The organism is Pseudomonas sp. NFPP24, assembly GCF_900112095.1.
Taxonomy (GTDB): Bacteria; Pseudomonadota; Gammaproteobacteria; order Pseudomonadales; family Pseudomonadaceae; genus Aquipseudomonas; species Aquipseudomonas extremorientalis.
In genome coordinates, this window is the sequence record NZ_FOKD01000001.1 from 464,963 (window position 1) to 483,888 (window position 18,926).

Annotated in this window: 20 protein-coding genes; 12 read left to right on the forward strand and 8 right to left on the reverse strand. The window is 61.7% G+C overall.

The annotated features are described in order from the left end of the window. Positions 1 to 28: 28 nt before the first annotated feature. A complete protein-coding gene (locus tag BM026_RS02125; RefSeq protein WP_071490426.1) occupies positions 29 to 667 on the reverse strand; it encodes an HD domain-containing protein in 639 nt (212 codons plus the stop codon). 276 nt (positions 668 to 943) lie between these two features. Between BM026_RS02125 and BM026_RS02130 the strand changes: the two genes are divergently transcribed. Next, positions 944 to 1,909 carry a GlxA family transcriptional regulator gene (locus BM026_RS02130; protein WP_093120535.1) on the forward strand — a complete coding sequence of 322 codons (966 nt, stop codon included), beginning with the start codon at positions 944 to 946 and terminating at the stop codon, positions 1,907 to 1,909. Between the two features lie 7 nt (positions 1,910 to 1,916). Here the strand turns inward: BM026_RS02130 and BM026_RS02135 are convergent, their stop codons facing one another. Both BM026_RS02135 and BM026_RS02140 read right to left on the reverse strand, forming a co-directional pair. Next, positions 1,917 to 4,280 carry a penicillin acylase family protein gene (locus BM026_RS02135; protein ID WP_093527209.1) on the reverse strand — a complete coding sequence of 788 codons (2,364 nt, stop codon included), beginning with the start codon at positions 4,278 to 4,280 and terminating at the stop codon, positions 1,917 to 1,919. Positions 4,281 to 4,308: 28 nt separating this feature from the next. Then, on the reverse strand, positions 4,309 to 4,884 hold the full coding sequence (locus BM026_RS02140) for a DUF6436 domain-containing protein (RefSeq protein ID WP_093527211.1): 576 nt from the start codon (positions 4,882 to 4,884) through the stop codon (positions 4,309 to 4,311). A gap of 99 nt (positions 4,885 to 4,983) precedes the next feature. Between BM026_RS02140 and BM026_RS02145 the strand changes: the two genes are divergently transcribed. After that, positions 4,984 to 5,907: a phospholipase BipL gene (locus BM026_RS02145; protein WP_093527363.1), complete on the forward strand. Its 924-nt coding sequence runs from the start codon at positions 4,984 to 4,986 to the stop codon at positions 5,905 to 5,907. A 42-nt stretch (positions 5,908 to 5,949) separates the two neighbouring features. Here the strand turns inward: BM026_RS02145 and BM026_RS02150 are convergent, their stop codons facing one another. Continuing rightward, positions 5,950 to 6,702 carry a DUF2059 domain-containing protein gene (locus BM026_RS02150; RefSeq protein ID WP_071490422.1) on the reverse strand — a complete coding sequence of 251 codons (753 nt, stop codon included), beginning with the start codon at positions 6,700 to 6,702 and terminating at the stop codon, positions 5,950 to 5,952. Between the two features lie 131 nt (positions 6,703 to 6,833). Between BM026_RS02150 and BM026_RS02155 the strand changes: the two genes are divergently transcribed. Continuing rightward, positions 6,834 to 7,466 (forward strand): 2OG-Fe(II) oxygenase, encoded by a 633-nt coding sequence (locus BM026_RS02155; RefSeq protein WP_071490421.1) that lies wholly within the window; start codon positions 6,834 to 6,836, stop codon positions 7,464 to 7,466. A 2-nt stretch (positions 7,467 to 7,468) separates the two neighbouring features. Beyond that, positions 7,469 to 7,951 carry a 2-thiouracil desulfurase family protein gene (locus BM026_RS02160; protein WP_071490420.1) on the forward strand — a complete coding sequence of 161 codons (483 nt, stop codon included), beginning with the start codon at positions 7,469 to 7,471 and terminating at the stop codon, positions 7,949 to 7,951. On the opposite strand, the gene BM026_RS02165 is transcribed toward BM026_RS02160, so the two are convergent. After that, entirely contained in the window at positions 7,902 to 8,429 is a 528-nt protein-coding gene (locus tag BM026_RS02165) for a transporter substrate-binding domain-containing protein (protein ID WP_093514100.1), read from the reverse strand. The genes BM026_RS02160 and BM026_RS02165 overlap by 50 nt on opposite strands. Positions 8,430 to 8,563: 134 nt before the next feature. On the opposite strand from BM026_RS02165, the gene BM026_RS02170 reads away from it, so the two are divergent. Then, positions 8,564 to 9,004, forward strand: coding sequence for a DUF4399 domain-containing protein (locus BM026_RS02170; RefSeq protein WP_092241842.1), 441 nt, complete (start codon positions 8,564 to 8,566; stop codon positions 9,002 to 9,004). A 64-nt stretch (positions 9,005 to 9,068) separates the two neighbouring features. Here BM026_RS02170 and serA read toward each other — a convergent pair whose 3' ends face one another. Next, positions 9,069 to 10,298 (reverse strand): phosphoglycerate dehydrogenase, encoded by a 1,230-nt coding sequence (gene serA, locus BM026_RS02175; RefSeq protein WP_071490418.1) that lies wholly within the window; start codon positions 10,296 to 10,298, stop codon positions 9,069 to 9,071. A 205-nt stretch (positions 10,299 to 10,503) separates the two neighbouring features. On the opposite strand from serA, the gene BM026_RS02185 reads away from it, so the two are divergent. The 4 genes from BM026_RS02185 to BM026_RS02200 all read left to right on the forward strand — a co-directional run bounded on the left by BM026_RS02185 (position 10,504) and on the right by BM026_RS02200 (position 14,768). Next, the gene (locus BM026_RS02185; RefSeq protein ID WP_016979015.1) at positions 10,504 to 11,898 is read left to right on the forward strand and encodes an FAD-binding oxidoreductase; all 1,395 of its coding nucleotides are present in this window, start codon (positions 10,504 to 10,506) and stop codon (positions 11,896 to 11,898) included. 21 nt (positions 11,899 to 11,919) lie between these two features. Next, on the forward strand, positions 11,920 to 12,585 hold the full coding sequence (locus BM026_RS02190) for a fumarylacetoacetate hydrolase family protein (protein WP_071490417.1): 666 nt from the start codon (positions 11,920 to 11,922) through the stop codon (positions 12,583 to 12,585). A 227-nt stretch (positions 12,586 to 12,812) separates the two neighbouring features. Then, positions 12,813 to 13,739 carry an SdiA-regulated domain-containing protein gene (locus BM026_RS02195; protein ID WP_092241847.1) on the forward strand — a complete coding sequence of 309 codons (927 nt, stop codon included), beginning with the start codon at positions 12,813 to 12,815 and terminating at the stop codon, positions 13,737 to 13,739. Between the two features lie 120 nt (positions 13,740 to 13,859). Then, positions 13,860 to 14,768 carry an SdiA-regulated domain-containing protein gene (locus BM026_RS02200; RefSeq protein ID WP_092241850.1) on the forward strand — a complete coding sequence of 303 codons (909 nt, stop codon included), beginning with the start codon at positions 13,860 to 13,862 and terminating at the stop codon, positions 14,766 to 14,768. On the opposite strand, the gene rpiA is transcribed toward BM026_RS02200, so the two are convergent. Next, entirely contained in the window at positions 14,755 to 15,429 is a 675-nt protein-coding gene (gene rpiA, locus BM026_RS02205) for a ribose-5-phosphate isomerase RpiA (protein WP_016979019.1), read from the reverse strand. The two genes, BM026_RS02200 and rpiA, sit on opposite strands and share 14 nt — an antisense overlap. Before the next feature lie 137 nt (positions 15,430 to 15,566). Here rpiA and ilvA point away from each other — a divergent pair, with 137 nt between their 5' ends. Beyond that, positions 15,567 to 17,081, forward strand: a complete 1,515-nt coding sequence (ilvA, locus tag BM026_RS02210) for a threonine ammonia-lyase, biosynthetic (RefSeq protein WP_092241852.1) — start codon at positions 15,567 to 15,569, stop codon at positions 17,079 to 17,081. Between the two features lie 40 nt (positions 17,082 to 17,121). Continuing rightward, entirely contained in the window at positions 17,122 to 17,535 is a 414-nt protein-coding gene (locus BM026_RS02215; protein WP_092241854.1) for a DUF2269 family protein, read from the forward strand. 102 nt (positions 17,536 to 17,637) lie between these two features. On the opposite strand, the gene BM026_RS02220 is transcribed toward BM026_RS02215, so the two are convergent. Beyond that, positions 17,638 to 18,294, reverse strand: a complete 657-nt coding sequence (locus BM026_RS02220; RefSeq protein ID WP_093527214.1) for a histidinol-phosphatase — start codon at positions 18,292 to 18,294, stop codon at positions 17,638 to 17,640. A gap of 143 nt (positions 18,295 to 18,437) precedes the next feature. Here BM026_RS02220 and BM026_RS02225 point away from each other — a divergent pair, with 143 nt between their 5' ends. Then, a complete protein-coding gene (locus tag BM026_RS02225) occupies positions 18,438 to 18,917 on the forward strand; it encodes an RNA pyrophosphohydrolase (RefSeq protein WP_003176750.1) in 480 nt (159 codons plus the stop codon). The last annotated feature ends 9 nt before the right edge of the window (positions 18,918 to 18,926 follow it).

Sequence of the window (18,926 nt, forward strand, 5' to 3'; positions counted from 1 at the left end):
CAAGCCCCCTCCCACGTTTGACTGCATTTCAAGTCCAGGGCGACTTGCGGATCACCTCCACAAAATTCATCGGTTTGAACCCTGGCTCCTGATCCACCAGCACATCCGTCTTCACGTTGCCGAACGTGGTCTGAGGACGATGGCGCAAGCCGTCGGCAAACGCGCAGATGATGCACTCCTTGAACCCCTCGCCGCGTGGGTGCGCATGCACCACGGCTTCGCGCTGCAAGCTGGAAAACGCGGCGTAGTCCATGCCCAGCACGTCCATTTCGACGCCGGCCGTCACCAGTGCCACAGTCGGGCGCAAATGCTGCGGCACGCCCGGCGTGGTGTGCAGGGCGATGGACAGCCACACCTGTTCGATATCGTCATCGCTCAGCCCGTACGGCTTGAGGAACGCGGCTGCGGCGTTGGCGCCATCCACTTCGAAGCGCTCGTTGTCACTGCGATGCCCCTCCACCAGGCCCAAGTCATGGAACATCGCGCCGACGTAAAGCAGCTCCGGGTTGTAGGCCAGTTGCTTGCGTTCACCGCTCAAGGCGCCGAACAGGAATACCCGGCGCGAGTGGTGGTAGAGCAGGTCGGATTCGACGTCGCGGATGTATTCGGTGGTGGCCTTGGCCAGGGCGCTGTCCGGAATCGGGATGCCGGCGATGGTGGTGGTCATGGTGGTTCTCCTCAACAAAGCGCCGGGGGTGGCGCCGATGAGTCCAGTCTGTTCGCGTGCCCGCCAAGGGGCCATCGCGGCGGGGGAGCGATCCCGGCCAATGTGCTGGCATATCACGCCAAGGGTGTACTCGGGCAAATGTGGGCGCTGGCTTGTCGGATCGCCGCACCGCTGCGATATCATCACCTCGGTATACCTGATGGACCGAGTCGCTTGCATCGCAGGCAAGCCAGCTCCCGCAGGGTTTTGCGTTCGCCCGGACATAAAGGTCTACCCATGCAAAAAACCGTAGCCATCCTGATCTTCCCCGGCGTCCAGTCACTGGACGTGAGCGGTCCCATGGACGTGTTCTGCGAAGCCAACCGTTTTCTGCCGTCGCAGGATCATTACCGGTTGGACGTCATCGGCTTCGGTCACGGCAACATGGTTGCTTCCAACGGCCTGTCATTGCAGGCCCACCGGCACTACAGCGAAGCGTTGCAAGCATATGACCTGCTGCTGGTGGCGGGTGGTCCGCAGTTGCCCTTCGAAGACTTCGGCGCCGAGTTCGATGCTTGGTTGCGTGGCGCCACGGCGCGTGCGCAGCGCTTCGGCTCGATCTGCAACGGCGCTTTCCTGCTGGCCCGCGCCGGGCTGCTGGACGGGAAAACCGTCACCACCCACTGGAACGATGCGGCGGATCTGGCGCGCTTGTGCCCCACGGCTCAGGTCGAAGCCGACCGTCTCTACGTGCAGGACGGCAGTCTCTACACCTCGGCCGGGGTCACGGCGGGCATCGATCTGTCGTTGTATCTGTTGGCCCAGGATCATGGCCCGGAAGTCGCGCTGAGCGTGGCCAAGCGCCTGGTGGTGTTCACCCAGCGGTCTGGCGGGCAGTCGCAGTTCAGCCCGTTTCTGACGCCCCACGCCGAAACCACCTCGGCGGTAGCGCTGGTGCAGTTGTATGTGTTGGCGAACCTGACCGGGGACCTGACCATTGCCGATCTGGCCAAGGCCGCGAACATGAGCGCACGCAACTTCTCCCGGGTGTTTGCCCGTGAGGCGCGGATCACGCCGGCGGAGTTTGTCGAGCGGGCGCGGGTGGATGCGGCGCGGGTCATGCTGGAAAGCAGCCCCGCACCGCTCAAGACCGTGGCCTACCAATGCGGCTTTCGCGACGCCCAGCACATGCGCAGTGTGTTCAACCGCCGCCTGGGCGTGACGCCGCAACAGTTCCGGCTTAACTTTGCGGCGCCGGTATAGGCGCCGGTTACTGCGGCGCGCGCGCGGGCAACAGCTTCAGTGTCCCGCGCGTATTGGCCGTCACTTCCTCATCGGTGAAATGCGCCTGTTCGTAGCCACCTTCAATGTAGGTTTCGGCCTGGTCGCTGTAGTGTCGGTCAAACGGCACGCCACTTTGCCCGACCGGGTTGATGGTCAGTGCGTGAGCCGCATCGGCGAAGTCGATCAAGCGGCGGGTCGAGGGGCCGTAGGTGACCGGCCACGGCGCCGGGCCGATCATGGCCGACTGGTTGTTCGGCACTTCATGGGTGCCCGGCGCAGGGAACGGGCCGACGTTGAACACCTTTTCCAAAGGCTTCTGCATGCCCAATGGATGGCCGTGGGTCAGGGTATGCGCGGTGCCCCACTGCCATTGGCCCGGGTCATCGCCGAGGGTGGCCTTGAGGTGCGCGAGGCTGTTGTCCCAGGCGAGCTTGACGGTGTCAGCGCGCTTGCCGTCCCACCACGGCGAATCCGGCGTGGCGGCCAGGCGTGGCAGGGCGGCGTCGATCACGCGGGTGGTGAGCAGGGTCTTGAACATACCGTCGCCGAGCTTCGGGTGGAAGGCCGCGTCCGCGAGGTTGAACAGGAACTGGTTGAACAGCGTGGCGCTGGTGGAGTCCAGCGGGTAGTCACCCTTCCAGCTGGCAAGCTGCTCCACCAGTTTCAGCTGCGCCGGGTCCTTGACCACCTCACGCAGTACCGGCAGCAGCGGCGCCAGCAGGCGCGGGCCGAAAGCCGTGGTGGTGCCCAGTTGCAAGGCCTGACTGTTGTTCACATCCCATTTCACGCTCTTGTCGCTCAACTGCGCATTCAACTGCCGGCCACGGTCGGCCAGGTTGTAATAGCCGGGGATTTCCATGCCGGTGGGCGACACGGGCTGAGCGTTGGCTGACACCACATAGCCGCGCGCCGGGTTCTCTTCCTGCGGGTTGGCGGTGAAGGGGTAGAAGCCCAACTTGTCGGCTTGTTCGGTACTGCCATCGAGGATGAAACCGGGGTTGACTCCGGCCGGGCGGATCGGCAATTGCGCCGCTGCCCACCAGCCGATATCGCCCTTGGCGTTGGCCCACACGATATTCAGGCCCGGCGCGGAGACCTTGGCTGCAGCAGCTCGCGCCTTGGCCAGCGTGTCGGCGCGGTTGAGCTGGTAGAAGCCTTCGAGGATAGGGTTCTGGGTATCGAGGAACGCCCACCACATGGCAATCGGGGTCTTGCCGGCGTTCTCGCCGAGCACGTCATTGATGATCGGGCCGTGTGGCGATTGGCGCAGGGTCAACGTCACCGGCGCCTGGCCCTTCACCGCGATCTGTTGCTCGGTGCGGGTCATGTCGACCCACTGGCCGTGGTACCAGACCTGGTTGGCGTTGTCCGGGTTGACCTTCTCGGCGATCAGGTCGAGGTCGTCGTTCTGGAACATGGTCAGGCTCCAGCCGAAATCCAGGTTGTGTCCCAGGAACGCCATCGGCACCAGTGCGTTGTGATAGCCATACAGCTCGAAACCCGGCGCCGACAGCTGCACTTCGTACCACACCGACGGCACCGAGAAACGAATATGCGGGTCACCCGCCAGCAACGGCTTGCCGCTCTTGGTACGGTTGCCGCTGATGGCCCAGGCGTTACTGCCTTCGAACTGCGGCAGGCCGTTGTCGGCCAGGGCCTGTTCGCTCAGTGACGCGAGGGCGCCGAGGGTCTGCCAGTCGCTGGCGGCGAGGTTGAGGGCGCCCTTGGGCTGCCAGTCGAGGTCAAAGATTTTCAGGTAGTCGCTGCCCAACTGGTCGCGTACGTAAGTCAGCAAAGGCTCGGTGCGAAACGCGGCGGCAAAGCTGTAGGCCATATACCCGGCGACGCTGATGGTGTCTTCGGCGGTGAACGGCCGCTTGGGGATGCCCAGCACGTCGAACTCCATCGGGCGGGCGTGGCTGTCCTGATACTGGTTGATCCCGTCCAGATAGGCTTGCAGGGCCTTCCAGTGCGCCGACTCATGATCCAGTTGCGCCACATAGGTCGCGGCGCGGTCGCGAATGCGCAGGCTGCGGAACAGTTTGTCGGTCTCCAGCACCTTCGGCCCGAGCACTTCGGCCAGTTCGCCACGCGCCAGGCGCCGCATGATTTCCATCTGGAACAGACGGTCCTGGGCATGCACATAGCCCAGGGCGCGATACAGGTCGGTTTCGTTCTCGGCGCGGATATGCGGCACGCCACGGTCGTCGTAGCGCACCGTGACCGAGCCTTGCAGGTTGGCCAGCGTCACCGTGCCCTGGCGGGTGGGCTGCTTGCTATAGACGTATGCGCCTGCGCCAAGGGCAGCCAGCACGACCAGAACCGCGAACACCTGCAAGACGCGCTTCATGAACATTCCTTACCAAGAGAGAGGCGGGTTACGAGCCTTTTGGCCACGAACAATAGCAGCCCACCGCCAGGGTGTGAGTAGCATTTATCTCGCGCCCCGCTTCAAGGGCCTTCAGGATCGGCTCAATAAAGCTGTTGCTGGAATTGCACGTAAGGCCCTCGCTGTAGGGCCCGAAATACGCGAGCTTGCCTGTGCGATCCCAGATCCCCACGGCCGGGCTGGCCGGCACCTGGTCGGCGCCGGGCAGGGCGGCGAGGGTTTTCATCGTGCGCAGGTTGTCGGGCAGTTGGCCGTGGCTGCCGGGCTTTTGCAGGGCGTAGAACTCGACGCCTTGGGGCGCGTACTGCTCGATCAACTCGCCCAGGTGCTGCTGGTTGCCGACGTTGCACGGGCAGGCTGGGTCCCAGAAGTGCACCAGGCGGATCGGGCCGGGGCCGGCGAGGTCGGCGGGCAGCTTCAATGGATCACCGGAAAACACCGCCGTGTGTTCGCTGAAGGCGCGCAGGTAGCGGCCCTGGAACCAGTCATACGCCGCCCACAGCACGCCGGCGCAGATAACCAGGATCAGGCTGGCGAATAGAGCGGTGCGGTAGGGCTGTCGCATTCAGATGTATCCTCGAAGGTCGCGTAGCTTGCCATGCTTGTCCTGACAGATGAATATCGCAGCTCGATATTCATCTTCGCCGCCAGTCTGGAAGCCTTTATGCCCGTCACCTTTGACCCCGATCATCTGCGCGAAAGCTTGCAGCCCCTGGTGGATGCGCAACCGCTTTCAGCCGAGGCACGGGTCTACCAGCGTTTCTATGGGCTGGACCAGGCGGTGAGTCGCCTGGGGCGCTTCGAGGTGGATGGATTCGAGGTGGTCGCGCAAGTGTGGTGGCCGCCCACACCGGTGGCCACGATGTTCATGTTCCACGGCTTCTACGACCACATGGGGCTGTACCGTCATGTGGTGAAGTGGGCGCTGGACCAGGGCTTCGTGTTGATCGCCTGCGATCTGCCCGGGCATGGGCTGTCCAGCGGCGCACGTGCCAGCATCGACGATTTTGCGGTGTACCAGCACGTGGTGCAGGCCCTGTTTAGCCAGGCCGAAGCCCTGCAATTACCACAACCCTGGCACCTGTTCGGGCAAAGCACCGGCGGCGCGGTGGTGGTGGACCACCTGCTCCACCACGGCGCCGACAGCCCCGCCCAGGGCAAGACCTTCCTGCTGTCCCCCCTGGTGCGGCCGCGTGCGTGGGGCTGGTCGCAGGTCAGCTATTACCTGCTGCGCCCCTTCGTCAAAGGCATTGCGCGGCGGTTCAGCGAAAACACCAACGACCCCGCGTTCAAACCGTTCCTTGAAGCCGACCCGCTGCAGCCGCGCCAGTTGCCGACCGCCTGGGTGGGCGCCTTGGCGCGCTGGATCAAACACATCGAAGCCGCACCGCGCAGCCCTCGGCGGCCGGTGATCGTGCAGGGTGAAGAAGACATGACGGTGGACTGGCAGCACAACCTGCAGGTGTTGCGGAGCAAGTTCGACCAGCCGGAGGTGTTGATGCTGCCGCGTGGCAGGCATCACTTGGCCAATGAGATTCCGGAGATTCGCGAGCAGTACTTCAGGTATCTCACCCAGCACCTGAACTAAGACGATCCAAATGTGGGAGGGTGCTTGCCCCTCCCACATTTTTTACTGCGCAAGGCTTGAGGTGCTTTGGCCGACCGCCAGGCCCGCGCGAATAGCGGCAAGGGCTGCCTGGTAATACGCCTTACCTTCCGGCGACTCCGCAAACGTCGCGAATTCTTCCAACTCCGGGTCGGACAGATCCCGATAGACGTACAGCAGCGTGTTGTTCAGATCCTTGTCGATCTGCTGCATCAACCGTTCACGTTGACCGTTCAACATGCCTTGGGCCTGGCCGCCGCCCAGCAGGCCGGGGATCATCTGGCTCAGGCTGTCGGCCGCCACGCCGGCAATCGCCAGGCTGACTTCCGCGCCGGCTTCACGGGCCGGCAGGGCCTGGGCCAGGTGGCCGATGATCAGGCTGCGTGTGGCGCCGGCTTCGATTTTCGGCAAACCCTGGGCGTTTTTCGCCAGTTGGTCACGGCGGGTGGCGAGCAATTCGGCGGCGACAATCTTGCGGCCCAGGGGCGATTGGAAAAACGCCAAGGCAGGCGCAGGGTCCGCCAGGTGTTTGCGCAATTGCGCTTCGGCACGCTGGTCCATGGCCTGGGCGGCAAAGCGTTTATTGCTGTTGTCCACCAGCGCCTGGTACACCGCCGGCGGCAGGCTATTGCGATAGCGTTGCTGGGCGGCACTGAGGGCGTCATTGAAATGCGCACGTTGTTCGGCCCAGCCGGCGACCTTGTACAACTGGTCATGGCCGTCTGCCCAGGCGGGCAAAACGCAGAACATCAGTAAGGAAAAAAACAAACGACGCATAGGGACTCCTGTCAGTCGGCCACTATTGTCCGTGTCGGGCGTAGGATTTGTCGAGAAGTCCTATCAGTCACCTGACTAAAGTGTATTCAGACGCTCGGCGGCTCTGTCGGATTCACAGGCGTATGGATACTATGCGCGCCATGCAAATGCCCTTCGATCACCCCTTGCTGCAACGTATTGTCGACGACCTGGCCGAAAAGGGCTGGTCCCGACAGGACGGCTTCCTGCCCCAGGCTCTGACCCTGGAACTGGCGGCTGAGTGCCGTAAACGCAAGGCCGAAGGTGAGCTGGCCCCGGCAGCGGTAGGGCGCGGCCCGAGCCAGGAGATCCGTGAAGGCATTCGCGGTGACCACATCCAGTGGCTGGAAGAGGGCGATGCGGCGGTTTGCGACACCTATATGGCGGTGATGGACAGCCTGCGCCTGGCCATGAACCGTGGCCTGTTCCTGGGCCTGGAAGACTTCGAAAGCCATTTCGCGATGTACCCGCCGGGGGCGTTTTACCTCAAGCACCTGGACCGTTTCCGCGACGATGACCGGCGCATGGTCTCGGCGGTGATCTACTTGAACGATGCCTGGCTGCCCGAACATGGCGGCCAGTTGCGCATGTACCTCAAAAACGGCGTCGAATACGACGTGGTGCCCACCGGCGGTAGCCTGGTGGTGTTCCTGTCGGGCGAAGTGCCCCACGAAGTGATGCCCGCCACACGCGAACGCCTGTCCCTCACCGGCTGGTTTCGCCGGCGGGGCAACGAGCCGTTCTGAGCATGCAAAAGATTCTGATCAGCCGCTGCCTGCTCGGGCACAAGGTGCGTTACGACGGTGGCGCCAGCGGGCCGTTCGACCAGTTGGCCGCGTGGCAGGCCGAGGGGCGTGTGGTTGCGATCTGCCCGGAAGTGTCGGGTGGTTTGCCAACGCCACGACCTGCTGCCGAGATCCCAGGCGGGCAGGGTGTGGATGTGTGGGAGGGGCGTGCCCAGGTGCTGACGGCCGAGGGCGAAGATTTCAGCGCAGCGTTCCTTGATGGTGCCCGCCAGGCACTGGCTCTGGTTCAACGCCACGCTATCCGCATCGCCGTGCTCAAGGCCAATAGCCCGTCCTGTGGCAACCTGCTCACCTATGACGGCACTTTTACCGGCGTGAAAGTGAGTGGCGAGGGCGTAACCGCGGCACTGCTCAAGCGCCACGGCGTGCAGGTGTTCAGTGAGCTGGAGCTGCCTGAGGCTGCGCGGGCACTGGCGCGGCTGTAGTCGGGGTTTCTCCTTCAAACCACTTCTGCGACAGCGCCTTTAACCGGCCATCCTCCTTCACCCGCTTCAGCGCGCCGTCCAGGCTCGTCTTGAACGCCGGGTTACCCTTCTGGAACGGGATCACCAAATCAGGCTCCTCGCGATAAACCTCGCTGAAATCGAACTGATCCTCAAGGTCGGCAGTCTTAGCGATATGGTTGATGGCCACGTCGTACTTGCCGGTTGCCACGCCGGGCAGCAAGTCGACGTCATCGGTGGTGATGAACGAGGAGCGCACATCCATTTCCTTTGCCAGCAGCTCACCCAGTTCCACTTCGAAACCGGTGAGTTTGTCGCCTTCCTTGAAGTTGAACGGAGGTGTATTGGCTTCAAGGGCGATGCGCAGTTCGCCACGATCGAACACATCATCGACCAGCTCGGCGTGAGCCAGGGGGCTCAGAAGGGGAAGCAGCAGTAACAGGCCAGGCGAAAAGCGCATGGTCACTCCTAGAGAATTTTTATGTGCGAGGCGCCGGTCAGCATCGCTTTGCTATGGTGTTGAGTGCCTTGGACAGCAATTTGTCGCGAAGTTGTCTTAACCCTACAGATTTCACAGAAAAACTGGAGAAGCGAATGAAAGCCCTTTTGTCCCGTGCCACCCTGGCCTCCCTGATGCTGGGTGCTTCGATGTTGGCAAACGCTGCTGATGTTCCCCGCACCCCCGCACCCAAGGGCGCCGAGGTGTTTATCGTCTCGCCCAAAGATGGCGCCACCGTCGACAAGACCTTCACCGTCAAGTTTGGCGTGAAGGGGCTGGACCTGGAACCGATCGACAAGCAGGTGCCCGGTGCCGGTCACCATCACCTGCTGGTCGACCAGGACGTGAAGTCGCTCAAAGCAGACGAGGCGATCCCGGCCACCGCCACCTCTATCCATTTCGGCAAGGCGCAAACCGAAACCGAACTGACACTGGCCCCAGGCAAGCACACCTTGCAACTGGTGGCGGGCGATAACGTGCACCGCCAGTTCGAGCCCACTGTAGCCTCGAAAGTGATCACGGTTAACGTCAAGTAAGATTTGTTCAGATGCAAAAAAGGGAGCCCCGAGGGGCTCCCTTTTTCGTGGTGCGGTCGAAACCTTAGAACAACACGCGGCTACGGATAGTGCCGTTGATGTGCTGCAGCTTCTCTTGCGCCAGGTCCGAGTACTCGGCGTCGACGTCGATCACCACGTAGCCGACCTTCTCGTTGGTCTGCAGGAACTGACCGGAGATGTTGATGCCGTTTTCCGCGAAGACCTTGTTGATCTCCATCATCACGCCAGGGATGTTCTGGTGGATGTGCAGCAGACGGTGTTTGCCAGGGTGAGCCGGCAGGGCCACTTCCGGGAAGTTCACGGACGATACCGAGGTACCGTTGTCGCTGTACTTGACCAGCTTCTCGGCCACTTCCAGGCCAATGTTGGCTTGGGCTTCAGCGGTGGAACCGCCGATGTGCGGGGTCAGGATCACGTTGTCCAGGCCACGCAGCGGGCTTTCGAAGATGTCGTCGTTGGAGCGAGGCTCAACCGGGAACACGTCGATGGCGGCGCCGATCAGGTGCTTGTCCTTGATCGCATCGGCCAGGGCGTCCAGCTCGACCACGGTGCCGCGTGCGGCGTTGATCAGGATGCCGCCCTTCTTGATGGCGCGGATTTCCTTCTCGCCGATCATCCACTGGGTCTCGGCGGTTTCCGGAACGTGCAGGGTCACGATGTCGGACATGCCCAGCAGCTCGGTCAGGCTGGCCACTTGGGTGGCGTTGCCCAATGGCAGCTTGGTCAGGGTGTCGTAGAAGAACACCTGCATACCGAGACCTTCAGCCAGGACCGACAACTGAGTGCCGATCGAGCCGTAACCGACGATGCCCAGCTTCTTGCCGCGGATCTCGAAGGAGTTGGCCGCGCTCTTGATCCAGCCGCCACGGTGGCAGGACGCGTTCTTCTCGGGAATGCCGCGCAACAACAGGATGGCCTCGGCCAGCACCAGCTCCGCCACGGAACGGGTGTTGGAGTACGGTGCGTTGAACACCGCGATGCCGCGCTCGCGCGCAGCAGAGAGGTCGACCTGGTTGGTGCCGATGCAGAAACAGCCGACCGCCACGAGTTTCTTGGCGTGATCGAAGATTTCTTCGGTCAGCTGAGTGCGGGAGCGAATGCCGATAAAGTGCGCGTCGGCGATCTTTTCCTTGAGCTGGGCTTCCGGCAGAGAACTGGTGATGTACTCAATGCTGGAGTACCCGGCGGCCTTCAGTACTTCGACGGCCGATGGGTGGACGCCTTCCAGAAGAAGGAACTTGATCTTGCTCTTATCGAGAGAAGTCTTGCTCATCTGCGTAAACCTGTATCCCGGAGAAAAATGGCAGGGAATCGGATCGCTTAAGCTGACCCGGACGGCAGGAAAGCCGTCACCGCAGAAACGCCCTTGGGCTCTGTCCTGCGGGGGCGGTATGCTAGCATACGCGCCCCGCTAAACACTCATTCCTGCGACGTGAAGCGTTCTCAGGATGACCATGAATTGTTCGAGAGTTCTGTCGATGACCCATCCTGCCCTGATTGATGAGCTAAAGACCCTGGTTGAGCCCGGCAAAGTGCTGACCGATGCAGACTCCCTGGAGGCTTACGGCAAGGATTGGACCAAGCACTTCGCACCCGCCCCGACCGCCATCGTCTTCCCCAAGACCACCGAGCAGGTCCAGGCCATCGTGCGTTGGGCCAATACCCACAAGGTGGCGCTGGTGCCATCCGGTGGGCGTACTGGCCTGTCGGCCGCTGCCGTGGCGGCCAATGGCGAAGTGGTGGTGTCGTTCGACTACATGAACCAGATCCTCGACGTGAACCTCACCGACCGCACCGCCGTGTGCCAGCCGGGCGTGGTCACCAAGCAATTGCAGAACGTTGCCGAAGAAAAAGGCCTGTACTACCCGGTGGATTTCGCATCGTCGGGTTCCAGCCAGATTGGCGGCAACATCGGCACCAATGCCGGCGGAATCAAGGTCATTCGCTACGGCATGACCCGCAACTGGGTGGCCGGCATGAAGGTCGTCACCGGCAAGGGCGATGTACTGGAGCTGAACCGCGACCTGATCAAGAACGCCACCGGCTACGACATGCGCCAACTGTTCATCGGCGCCGAAGGCACCCTGGGCTTTGTGGTCGAAGCCACCATGCGCCTGGACCGTGCGCCGAAAAACCTCACCGCCATGGTGCTCGGCACTACTGACTTTGATTCGATCATGCCGGTATTGCACGCGTTCCAGAGCAAGCTGGACCTGACCGCCTTCGAGTTCTTCTCCGACAAGGCCCTGGCCAAGGTCATGGGCCGTGGCGACGTGCCGGCGCCGTTCGAAACCGAGTGCCCGTTCTATGCGCTGCTGGAATTCGAAGCAACCACCGAAGAAGTCGCCAACCACGCACTGGAAACCTTCGAGCACTGCGTGGAACAAGGCTGGGTGCTGGACGGTGTGATGAGCCAGAGTGAAACCCAGCTGCACAACCTGTGGAAACTGCGCGAGTACATCTCCGAGACCATTTCCCACTGGACCCCATACAAGAACGATATTTCGGTGACTGTCTCCAAAGTACCGGCGTTCTTGAAGGAAATTGACGCGATCGTCGGCGAGCACTATCCGGACTTCGAAATCGTCTGGTTCGGCCACATCGGCGACGGCAACCTGCACCTGAACATCCTCAAGCCGGAAAACCTGAGCAAGGACGAGTTCTTTGCCAAGTGCGCCACCGTAAACAAGTGGGTGTTCGAAACCGTCGAGAAATACAACGGCTCGATCTCCGCCGAACACGGCGTTGGCATGACCAAGCGCGATTACCTGACCTACAGTCGCTCGCCGGTTGAAATCGAATACATGAAGGCTGTCAAAGCGGTGTTCGACCCGAACGGGATCATGAACCCTGGCAAGATCTTCGCTGTTTAATCGCCCTGAAGGAGTCGTTCCATGAGCTACCAGCACAAGTATGTCGACGGCACCAACATCCACTTTCCGGTGGGGAAAGTGGTGTGTATCGGGCGTAACTACGCCGAACATGCCAAGGAACTGGACAACCCGGTACCGACCGAACCGTTGCTGTTCATCAAGCCGGGCAGCTGTGTGGTGCCGTTGGGCGACAGTTTCACTATCCCCACCGAGCGCGGTTCGGTGCATTACGAAGCGGAGATCGCGGTGTTGATCGGCAAGCCATTGTCGAACAAGCCCAGCCGTGAAGAAGTGCTGGATGCCATCTCCGGCTTCGCCCCGGCCCTGGACCTGACCCTGCGCGACAAGCAGGCCGAGTTGAAAGCCAAGGGCCTGCCGTGGGAAATCGCCAAGTCCTTCGACGGTGCGGCGGTGATTGCGCCGTTCGTGGTGGGCAGTACCTTTGCGGACGTGACCGACATCGGCATCCGCCTGACCATCAATGGCGAGGTGCGCCAGGACGGCAACAGCGCGCAGATGCTCAACCCGATCATCCCGATGATCCAGCACATGGCCGGCTGCTTCTCGCTGCAGGCGGGCGACGTGATCCTCACCGGCACCCCGGCCGGTGTAGGCCCGCTGAATGTGGGGGATGAGTTGGTGCTGGAACTGGCGGGCCAGCATCGTTTTGAAAGCGTTGTTCGTTAAGCACTGACAAAACGTGGTCAAAATTGTGGGAGGGGGCTTGCCCCCGATGGCGGTTTATCAGTCAAACATCTGTTGCCTGACACTCAGCAATCGGGGGCAAGCCCCCTCCCACATCCCAGGCTTTTGCATTTTTTTCACACGCCATCCGGATAATCCTCAGCCTCGTTCGCGCAGGCCCGTTGTTCCTGTGCTATCACCTAACGCTGACTTTCCGGAAAAAGCGCCCAATGGCCGTGTCCCTGCCCTCCGCTTCACCCAAGCCGCGTTCCCGTTTTGCCATGCGCTGGTATTCCTGGCTGTTGCTGACAGGGGTGATCCTGTATGGCGTGGCCTGGGCCCTGCACTGGGATGATCGCGGTGTGTTGTGGGTGCTGGAGCGCTTTGAGACGCCGGCTGAACGCCAGCAGAGCGTATGGCTGCCGGACTACCATGCGGTCATCGATGGCAAGCTCTTACCCGGGATGGAGAAGGACGAAGCGTCAGACGTTGCCTACAACCCACAGACCAAAACCCTGTTTTCCGTGATGGGCAAAAACCCGTTCCTGGCCGAGTTGAGCCTGCAAGGCGATGTATTGCGCAAGATGCCGCTCAACGGCTGGGACAACCCGGAAGGCGTGACCGTGATGGAGAATGGCCTGTTGGCGGTGGTCGACGAGCGCCAGCACACCCTGACCATCGTCAAGGTCGATGCGAGCACCACCCAACTGAACAAGGCCGACTTCACCAGCTATGACCTAGGCCCGTCCAAGGACCAGAACAAGGCCTTCGAAGCCATCACCTGGGACAAGCGTAACCAGCAGTTGATCCTTGGCGAAGAGCGCCCGCCCGCGCTGTTTACCTGGAAAAGCGACGGCGGCCCGACCCTGGCGGGCGATAAACAAACGCTGGCGAGCAAAGAACTGGACATGCGCAACCTCTCGGCCCTGTCCGTCGACCCGCGTACCGGGCATTTGCTGGTGCTGTCGGCCGACTCCCATCTGTTGCTGGAGCTGGACGAGAAGGGCCAGCAAGTCAGCTTCATGACCCTGCTCGGCGGTTTCAACGGCCTCAAGCGCACCATTCCCCGTGCCGAAGGGGTGACCATGGACGAGGAGGGCACGCTGTACATCGTCAGTGAGCCAAACCTGTTCTATCGGTTCGAAAAGCAGAAATAGCGCACCGATTACGTCAGATATGTCTCTGTGAGCGGCATCTGCCAGACATCCGGGCGTGTTTAAGTTTAAATTCAGATGGGCGTGATATTCATTCGCCACTTTTGAATTTGAGCCCGCCCGATGCAACGACTAGCCCGCCCCAAACCCCTGTTCATCATGCTTGCGCTGATCGCCCTGGTCAGCGCCGGGGCCGTTGCGCAGCATTTTCGCCTGTTCGAACGTGCCTGGTTCAATTGGCAGGTATGGCGCCAGCCAGCGGACGAACGCTCCATCGGGCTGGCGGACTACCGCGTCACGCTGGAGGCCCAGGCCATTGAGGGGCTCGACGACGATGTCTCGGCCCTGACCTACGACCCGGTGCGCAAAAGCCTGTTCACCGTCACCAATAAAAACGCCGAGCTGATCGAGTTGTCCCTGGAAGGCAAGATCTTGCGGCGCATCCCCTTGATCGGGTTCGGCGATGCCGAAGCCGTGGAGTTCATCAGCGACAACATCTATGTCATCAGCGATGAGCGCCAGCAGCGGCTGATCAAGGTGCATGTGGACGATGACACCCAATTCCTCGACGCCGCTGACGCGGAGCAGATGACCCTGGGCCTGCACGTCGGTGGCAACAAGGGCTTTGAAGGCCTGGCCTACGACTCGGTGGGCAAGCGCCTGTTCGTGGCCAAGGAGCGCGACCCGATGCTGATCTATGAGGTGCATGGCTTCCCGCATTTCAAACCGGAAAAAACCTACTCGGTACACGTGATCAATAACCCCAAGCGCGACGCCGGGTTGTTTGTGCGTGACCTGTCGAGCCTGCAATACGATGAGCGCAGCGGCCATCTGCTGGCGCTGTCGGATGAGTCGTTTCTGGTGCTGGAACTGGATATCGACGGTCGCCCGTTGAGCAGTCTGTCACTGCTCAACGGACGTCATGGCCTGACGAAGCGAGTGCCGCAGGCCGAAGGCATCGCCATGGATGACGAGGGCGCGCTGTACCTCGTCAGCGAGCCGAACCTGTTCTACGTCTTCAAGAAGCCTTGAGGGTTTTGACGCCTTCGGCGGTGCCCAGCAGCAGCACATCGGCCGGACGCGCCGCGAACAGGCCGTTGGTGACCACGCCGACAATCGCGTTGATCTGCGTTTCAAGCTCCACCGGATTGGTGATCTGCATGTTGAACACATCGAGGATAATGTTGCCGTTGTCGGTCAGCACACCTTCACGGTACACCGGGTCGCCGCCCAGCTTCACCAGCTCGCGGGCCACGTGGCTGCGGGCCATCGGGATCACTTCCACTGGTAACGGGAAGGCACCGAGCACCGGCACCAGCTTGCTGGCGTCGGCGATGCAGATGAAGGTCTTGGCCACGGCCGCGACGATCTTCTCGCGGGTCAGGGCTGCGCCGCCGCCCTTGATCAGGTTCAGGTGTTCGTCGCTTTCATCGGCTCCGTCGATGTAGAACTCCAGGTCGCTCACGGTGTTGAGCTCGTACACCGGAATGCCGTGGCCCTTGAGGCGTGCGGCGGTGGCTTCGGAGCTGGCCACGGCGCCATCGAATGCGCCCTTGTGCTGGGCCAGTGCATCGATAAAGCAGTTGGCGGTGGAGCCGGTGCCGACACCGACGATGCTCTTGTCGTCGAGTTTAGGAAGGATTAAATCGACGGCGGCCTGGGCCACTGCCTGTTTGAGTTGATCCTGGGTCATGCGGGCTCCGGAACGGGCGGGGAGTTATCGAGGGGCGCGAGTATAACCCAACAAAACCTCTGGATTCGTGTGGTCGCCCGCCCAAACGCTGGGTTAGACTCCTTGGCCCTGCCCAACCCGCCCAGTGATATCCGCCGATGCTTGAACAGTACGTCAAAAAGATCCTCACCTCGCGCGTTTACGACGTTGCCGTAGAAACACCGTTGCAGACCGCCCGTCAGCTCTCCGAGCGGCTGGGCAACCAGGTCTGGCTCAAGCGTGAAGACTTGCAGCCGGTGTTCTCGTTCAAGATTCGCGGCGCCTATAACAAGCTGACTCAACTGAGCGCCGAAGAACGAGCGCGCGGCGTGGTCACCGCGTCGGCCGGCAACCATGCCCAGGGCCTGGCCCTGGCGGCGAAGGTGCTGGGGGTCAAGGCCACCATCGTGATGCCCAAGACCACGCCTGAAATCAAGGTCGAAGGCGTGCGCTCCCGTGGCGGCAAAGTGGTGCTGCATGGCGATTCGTTCCCGGAAGCCCTGGCCTACTCGCTCAAACTGGTCGACGAAAAAGGCTACGTGTATATCCACCCCTACGATGATCCGCACACCATTGCCGGGCAGGGCACCGTGGCGATGGAGATCCTGCGCCAGCATCCAGGGCCGCTGGACGCGATTTTCGTACCGGTGGGCGGCGGCGGGCTGATCGCCGGTATTGCGGCGTACGTGAAATACCTGCGCCCCGAGATCAAGATCATCGGCGTCGAGCCGGACGACTCCAACTGCCTGCAAGCCGCCATGGCTGCTGGCGAGCGCGTTGTGCTGCCGACCGTGGGCATCTTTGCCGATGGCGTGGCGGTGGCGCAGATCGGCCAGCACACCTTCGACATCTGCAAGGACTATGTGGATGAAGTGATCACCGTGAACACCGACGAGATCTGTGCGGCGATCAAGGACATCTACGACGATACCCGTTCCATCACCGAGCCGGCAGGGGCTTTGGGCGTGGCCGGGATCAAGAAGTACGTCGAGACCCGTGGTGTCACCGGACAGACCCTGGTCGCCATCGACTCCGGCGCCAACGTCAACTTCGACCGCCTGCGCCACGTGGCCGAACGCGCCGAGCTGGGTGAAGGCCGCGAAGCCATCATCGCCGTGACCATCCCCGAGAAGCCCGGCAGCTTCAAGGCGTTCTGCGAGGCCGTGGGTAAACGCCAGATCACCGAATTCAACTACCGCTACCACTCCGGCAGCGAGGCGCACATCTTTGTCGGCGTACAGACCCATCCGGAAAACGATCCGCGCAGTGCCCTGATCGCCAGTCTGACCCGCCAGGGGTTCCCGGTGCTGGACCTGACCGAGAACGAACTGGCCAAGTTGCACATTCGTCACATGGTGGGCGGGCACGCGGCCAAGGTCAGCGATGAAGTGGTGTTGCGCTTCGAGTTTCCGGAGCGTCCGGGGGCGTTGTTCAACTTTCTTAACAAATTGGGCGGGCGCTGGAACATCTCGATGTTCCACTATCGCAACCACGGCGCAGCAGACGGCCGTGTAGTCGCCGGCCTGCAAGTGCCGGCGGATGAACGTCACCTGGTACCGGCCGCCTTGGAAGCCATCGGCTACCCGTACTGGGATGAAAGCGATAACCCGGCCTACAAACTGTTCCTCGGTTGAGCGACTACGCTGAAGGGGCGGCCTTCAAGGAAAACGACACATGGAAACCCTGACCACCCTGAAAGTTATCCACATGGCAGCCACCGTGGTGTTGCTGCTCAGTGGCCTTGGCCTGGCGCTGCTGGCCTGGCGCAAACGCAGCGCCGGCCCGGCGGTGACCGTGCAGCGCCCGTGGGCGTTCGTCTGGTTGCTGATGGGCGCGTGCGTGGTCAGCATGCCGTTTACCGGCTGGTGGCTGGTGCACCTGGTTGGCTGGCCGCTGGGCCAGACCTGGATCCTGGGTTCCAGCATCCTCTATACCGTGGCGGCGCTGGCCTGGTTCTGGCTGGTGGCGCGGCTCAATCGCCTGCGCAAAGGCGAGGGTGGTAGCCTGAACTTCACGCTGGTGCTGGCGGTGGTCAGTCTGGCGGGGTTTGTGGCGATTGCCGGTCTGATGGGCGCCAAGCCGGTTTAAGGCTTTGGACCGCGTCGTCTGCATCGGGGGCAAGCCCCCTCCCACATTTTGACCGTGTGAACCCGATCAAGTGTGGGAGGGGGCTTGCCCCCGATAGCTTCATCAGCTGCGCAGCGTGATCACCGGCCAGCCGCGCTTCTCGGCCTCGGCCCGCAGGTTCGGATCCGGATCCACCGCTACCGGGTGAGTCACTTTCTCCAGCAGCGGCAAGTCGTTCATCGAGTCGCTATAAAAATAGCTGTCTTGCAGGCTGTACCCGGTTTCTTCCAGCCAGCGGTTCAAGCGCGTCACCTTTCCTTCACGGAAGCACGGCACATCGGTGCTGCGCCCGGTGTAGCGGCCGTTTTCCATCTCGCACTCGGTGGCGATCAAGGTTTCAACGCCCAGGCGTGCGGCAATCGGCGCGGTGACGAAACGGTTGGTGGCGGTGATGATGACCAACTTGTCACCGGCGGCGCGGTGTTTGGCCAGCAGCTCAATGGCCAGCGGCAGCATGATCGGCTCGATGCAGTCGCGCATATAGTCGTTGTGCCACTCGTTCAACTGGGTGATCTCGGTGCGGCCGAGGATCTCCAGGCAGAAGTTCAGGTAGGCGGCGTTGTCCAGCTTGCCGGCCAGGTAATCCTGGTAGAACTCGTCGTTGCGGGCCTTGTAGGCCACCGGGTCGAGAATCCCGCGTTCACAGAGGTAATCGCCCCAGGCGTGATCGCTGTCACCGCCGAGAAGGGTGTTGTCCAAGTCGAATAAAGCCAGGCGCATTGCAGTTACTCGCTGAAAAGTCTGTAAAAAGGCGTCCAGAATACGGTCTTTTCACAAGAGTGCACATAAGGTACGAAGCCTCGTTGCCGCTTCATCAACCTTTGTGGAACAATGCGGCGACATGCGTTTGCGAGGTTGTTGCCGTGATCGACCCCGATGGTTTCCGTCCTAATGTCGGGATTATTCTTACGAATGATGCCGGACAGGTGCTATGGGCTCGCCGAATCAACCAAGATGCCTGGCAGTTTCCTCAAGGTGGAATCAACCCCGACGAGACCCCTGAAGACGCCTTGTACCGCGAGTTGAACGAAGAAGTCGGCCTTGAGCGCGAAGATGTGCAGATTCTGGCCTGTACCCGTGGCTGGTTGCGCTATCGTTTGCCGCAACGCCTGGTGCGTACCCACAGCCAACCGCTGTGTATCGGCCAGAAGCAGAAATGGTTTCTCCTGCGCCTGATCTCCAATGAGCAGCGGGTGCGGATGGATTTGACCGGTAAACCGGAGTTCGATGGCTGGCGCTGGGTCAGCTATTGGTATCCGTTGGGCCAGGTGGTGACATTCAAGCGCGAGGTTTATCGTCGCGCGCTCAAAGAGCTTGCCCCGCGCCTTTTAGCGCGCGACTGACGACGGAGT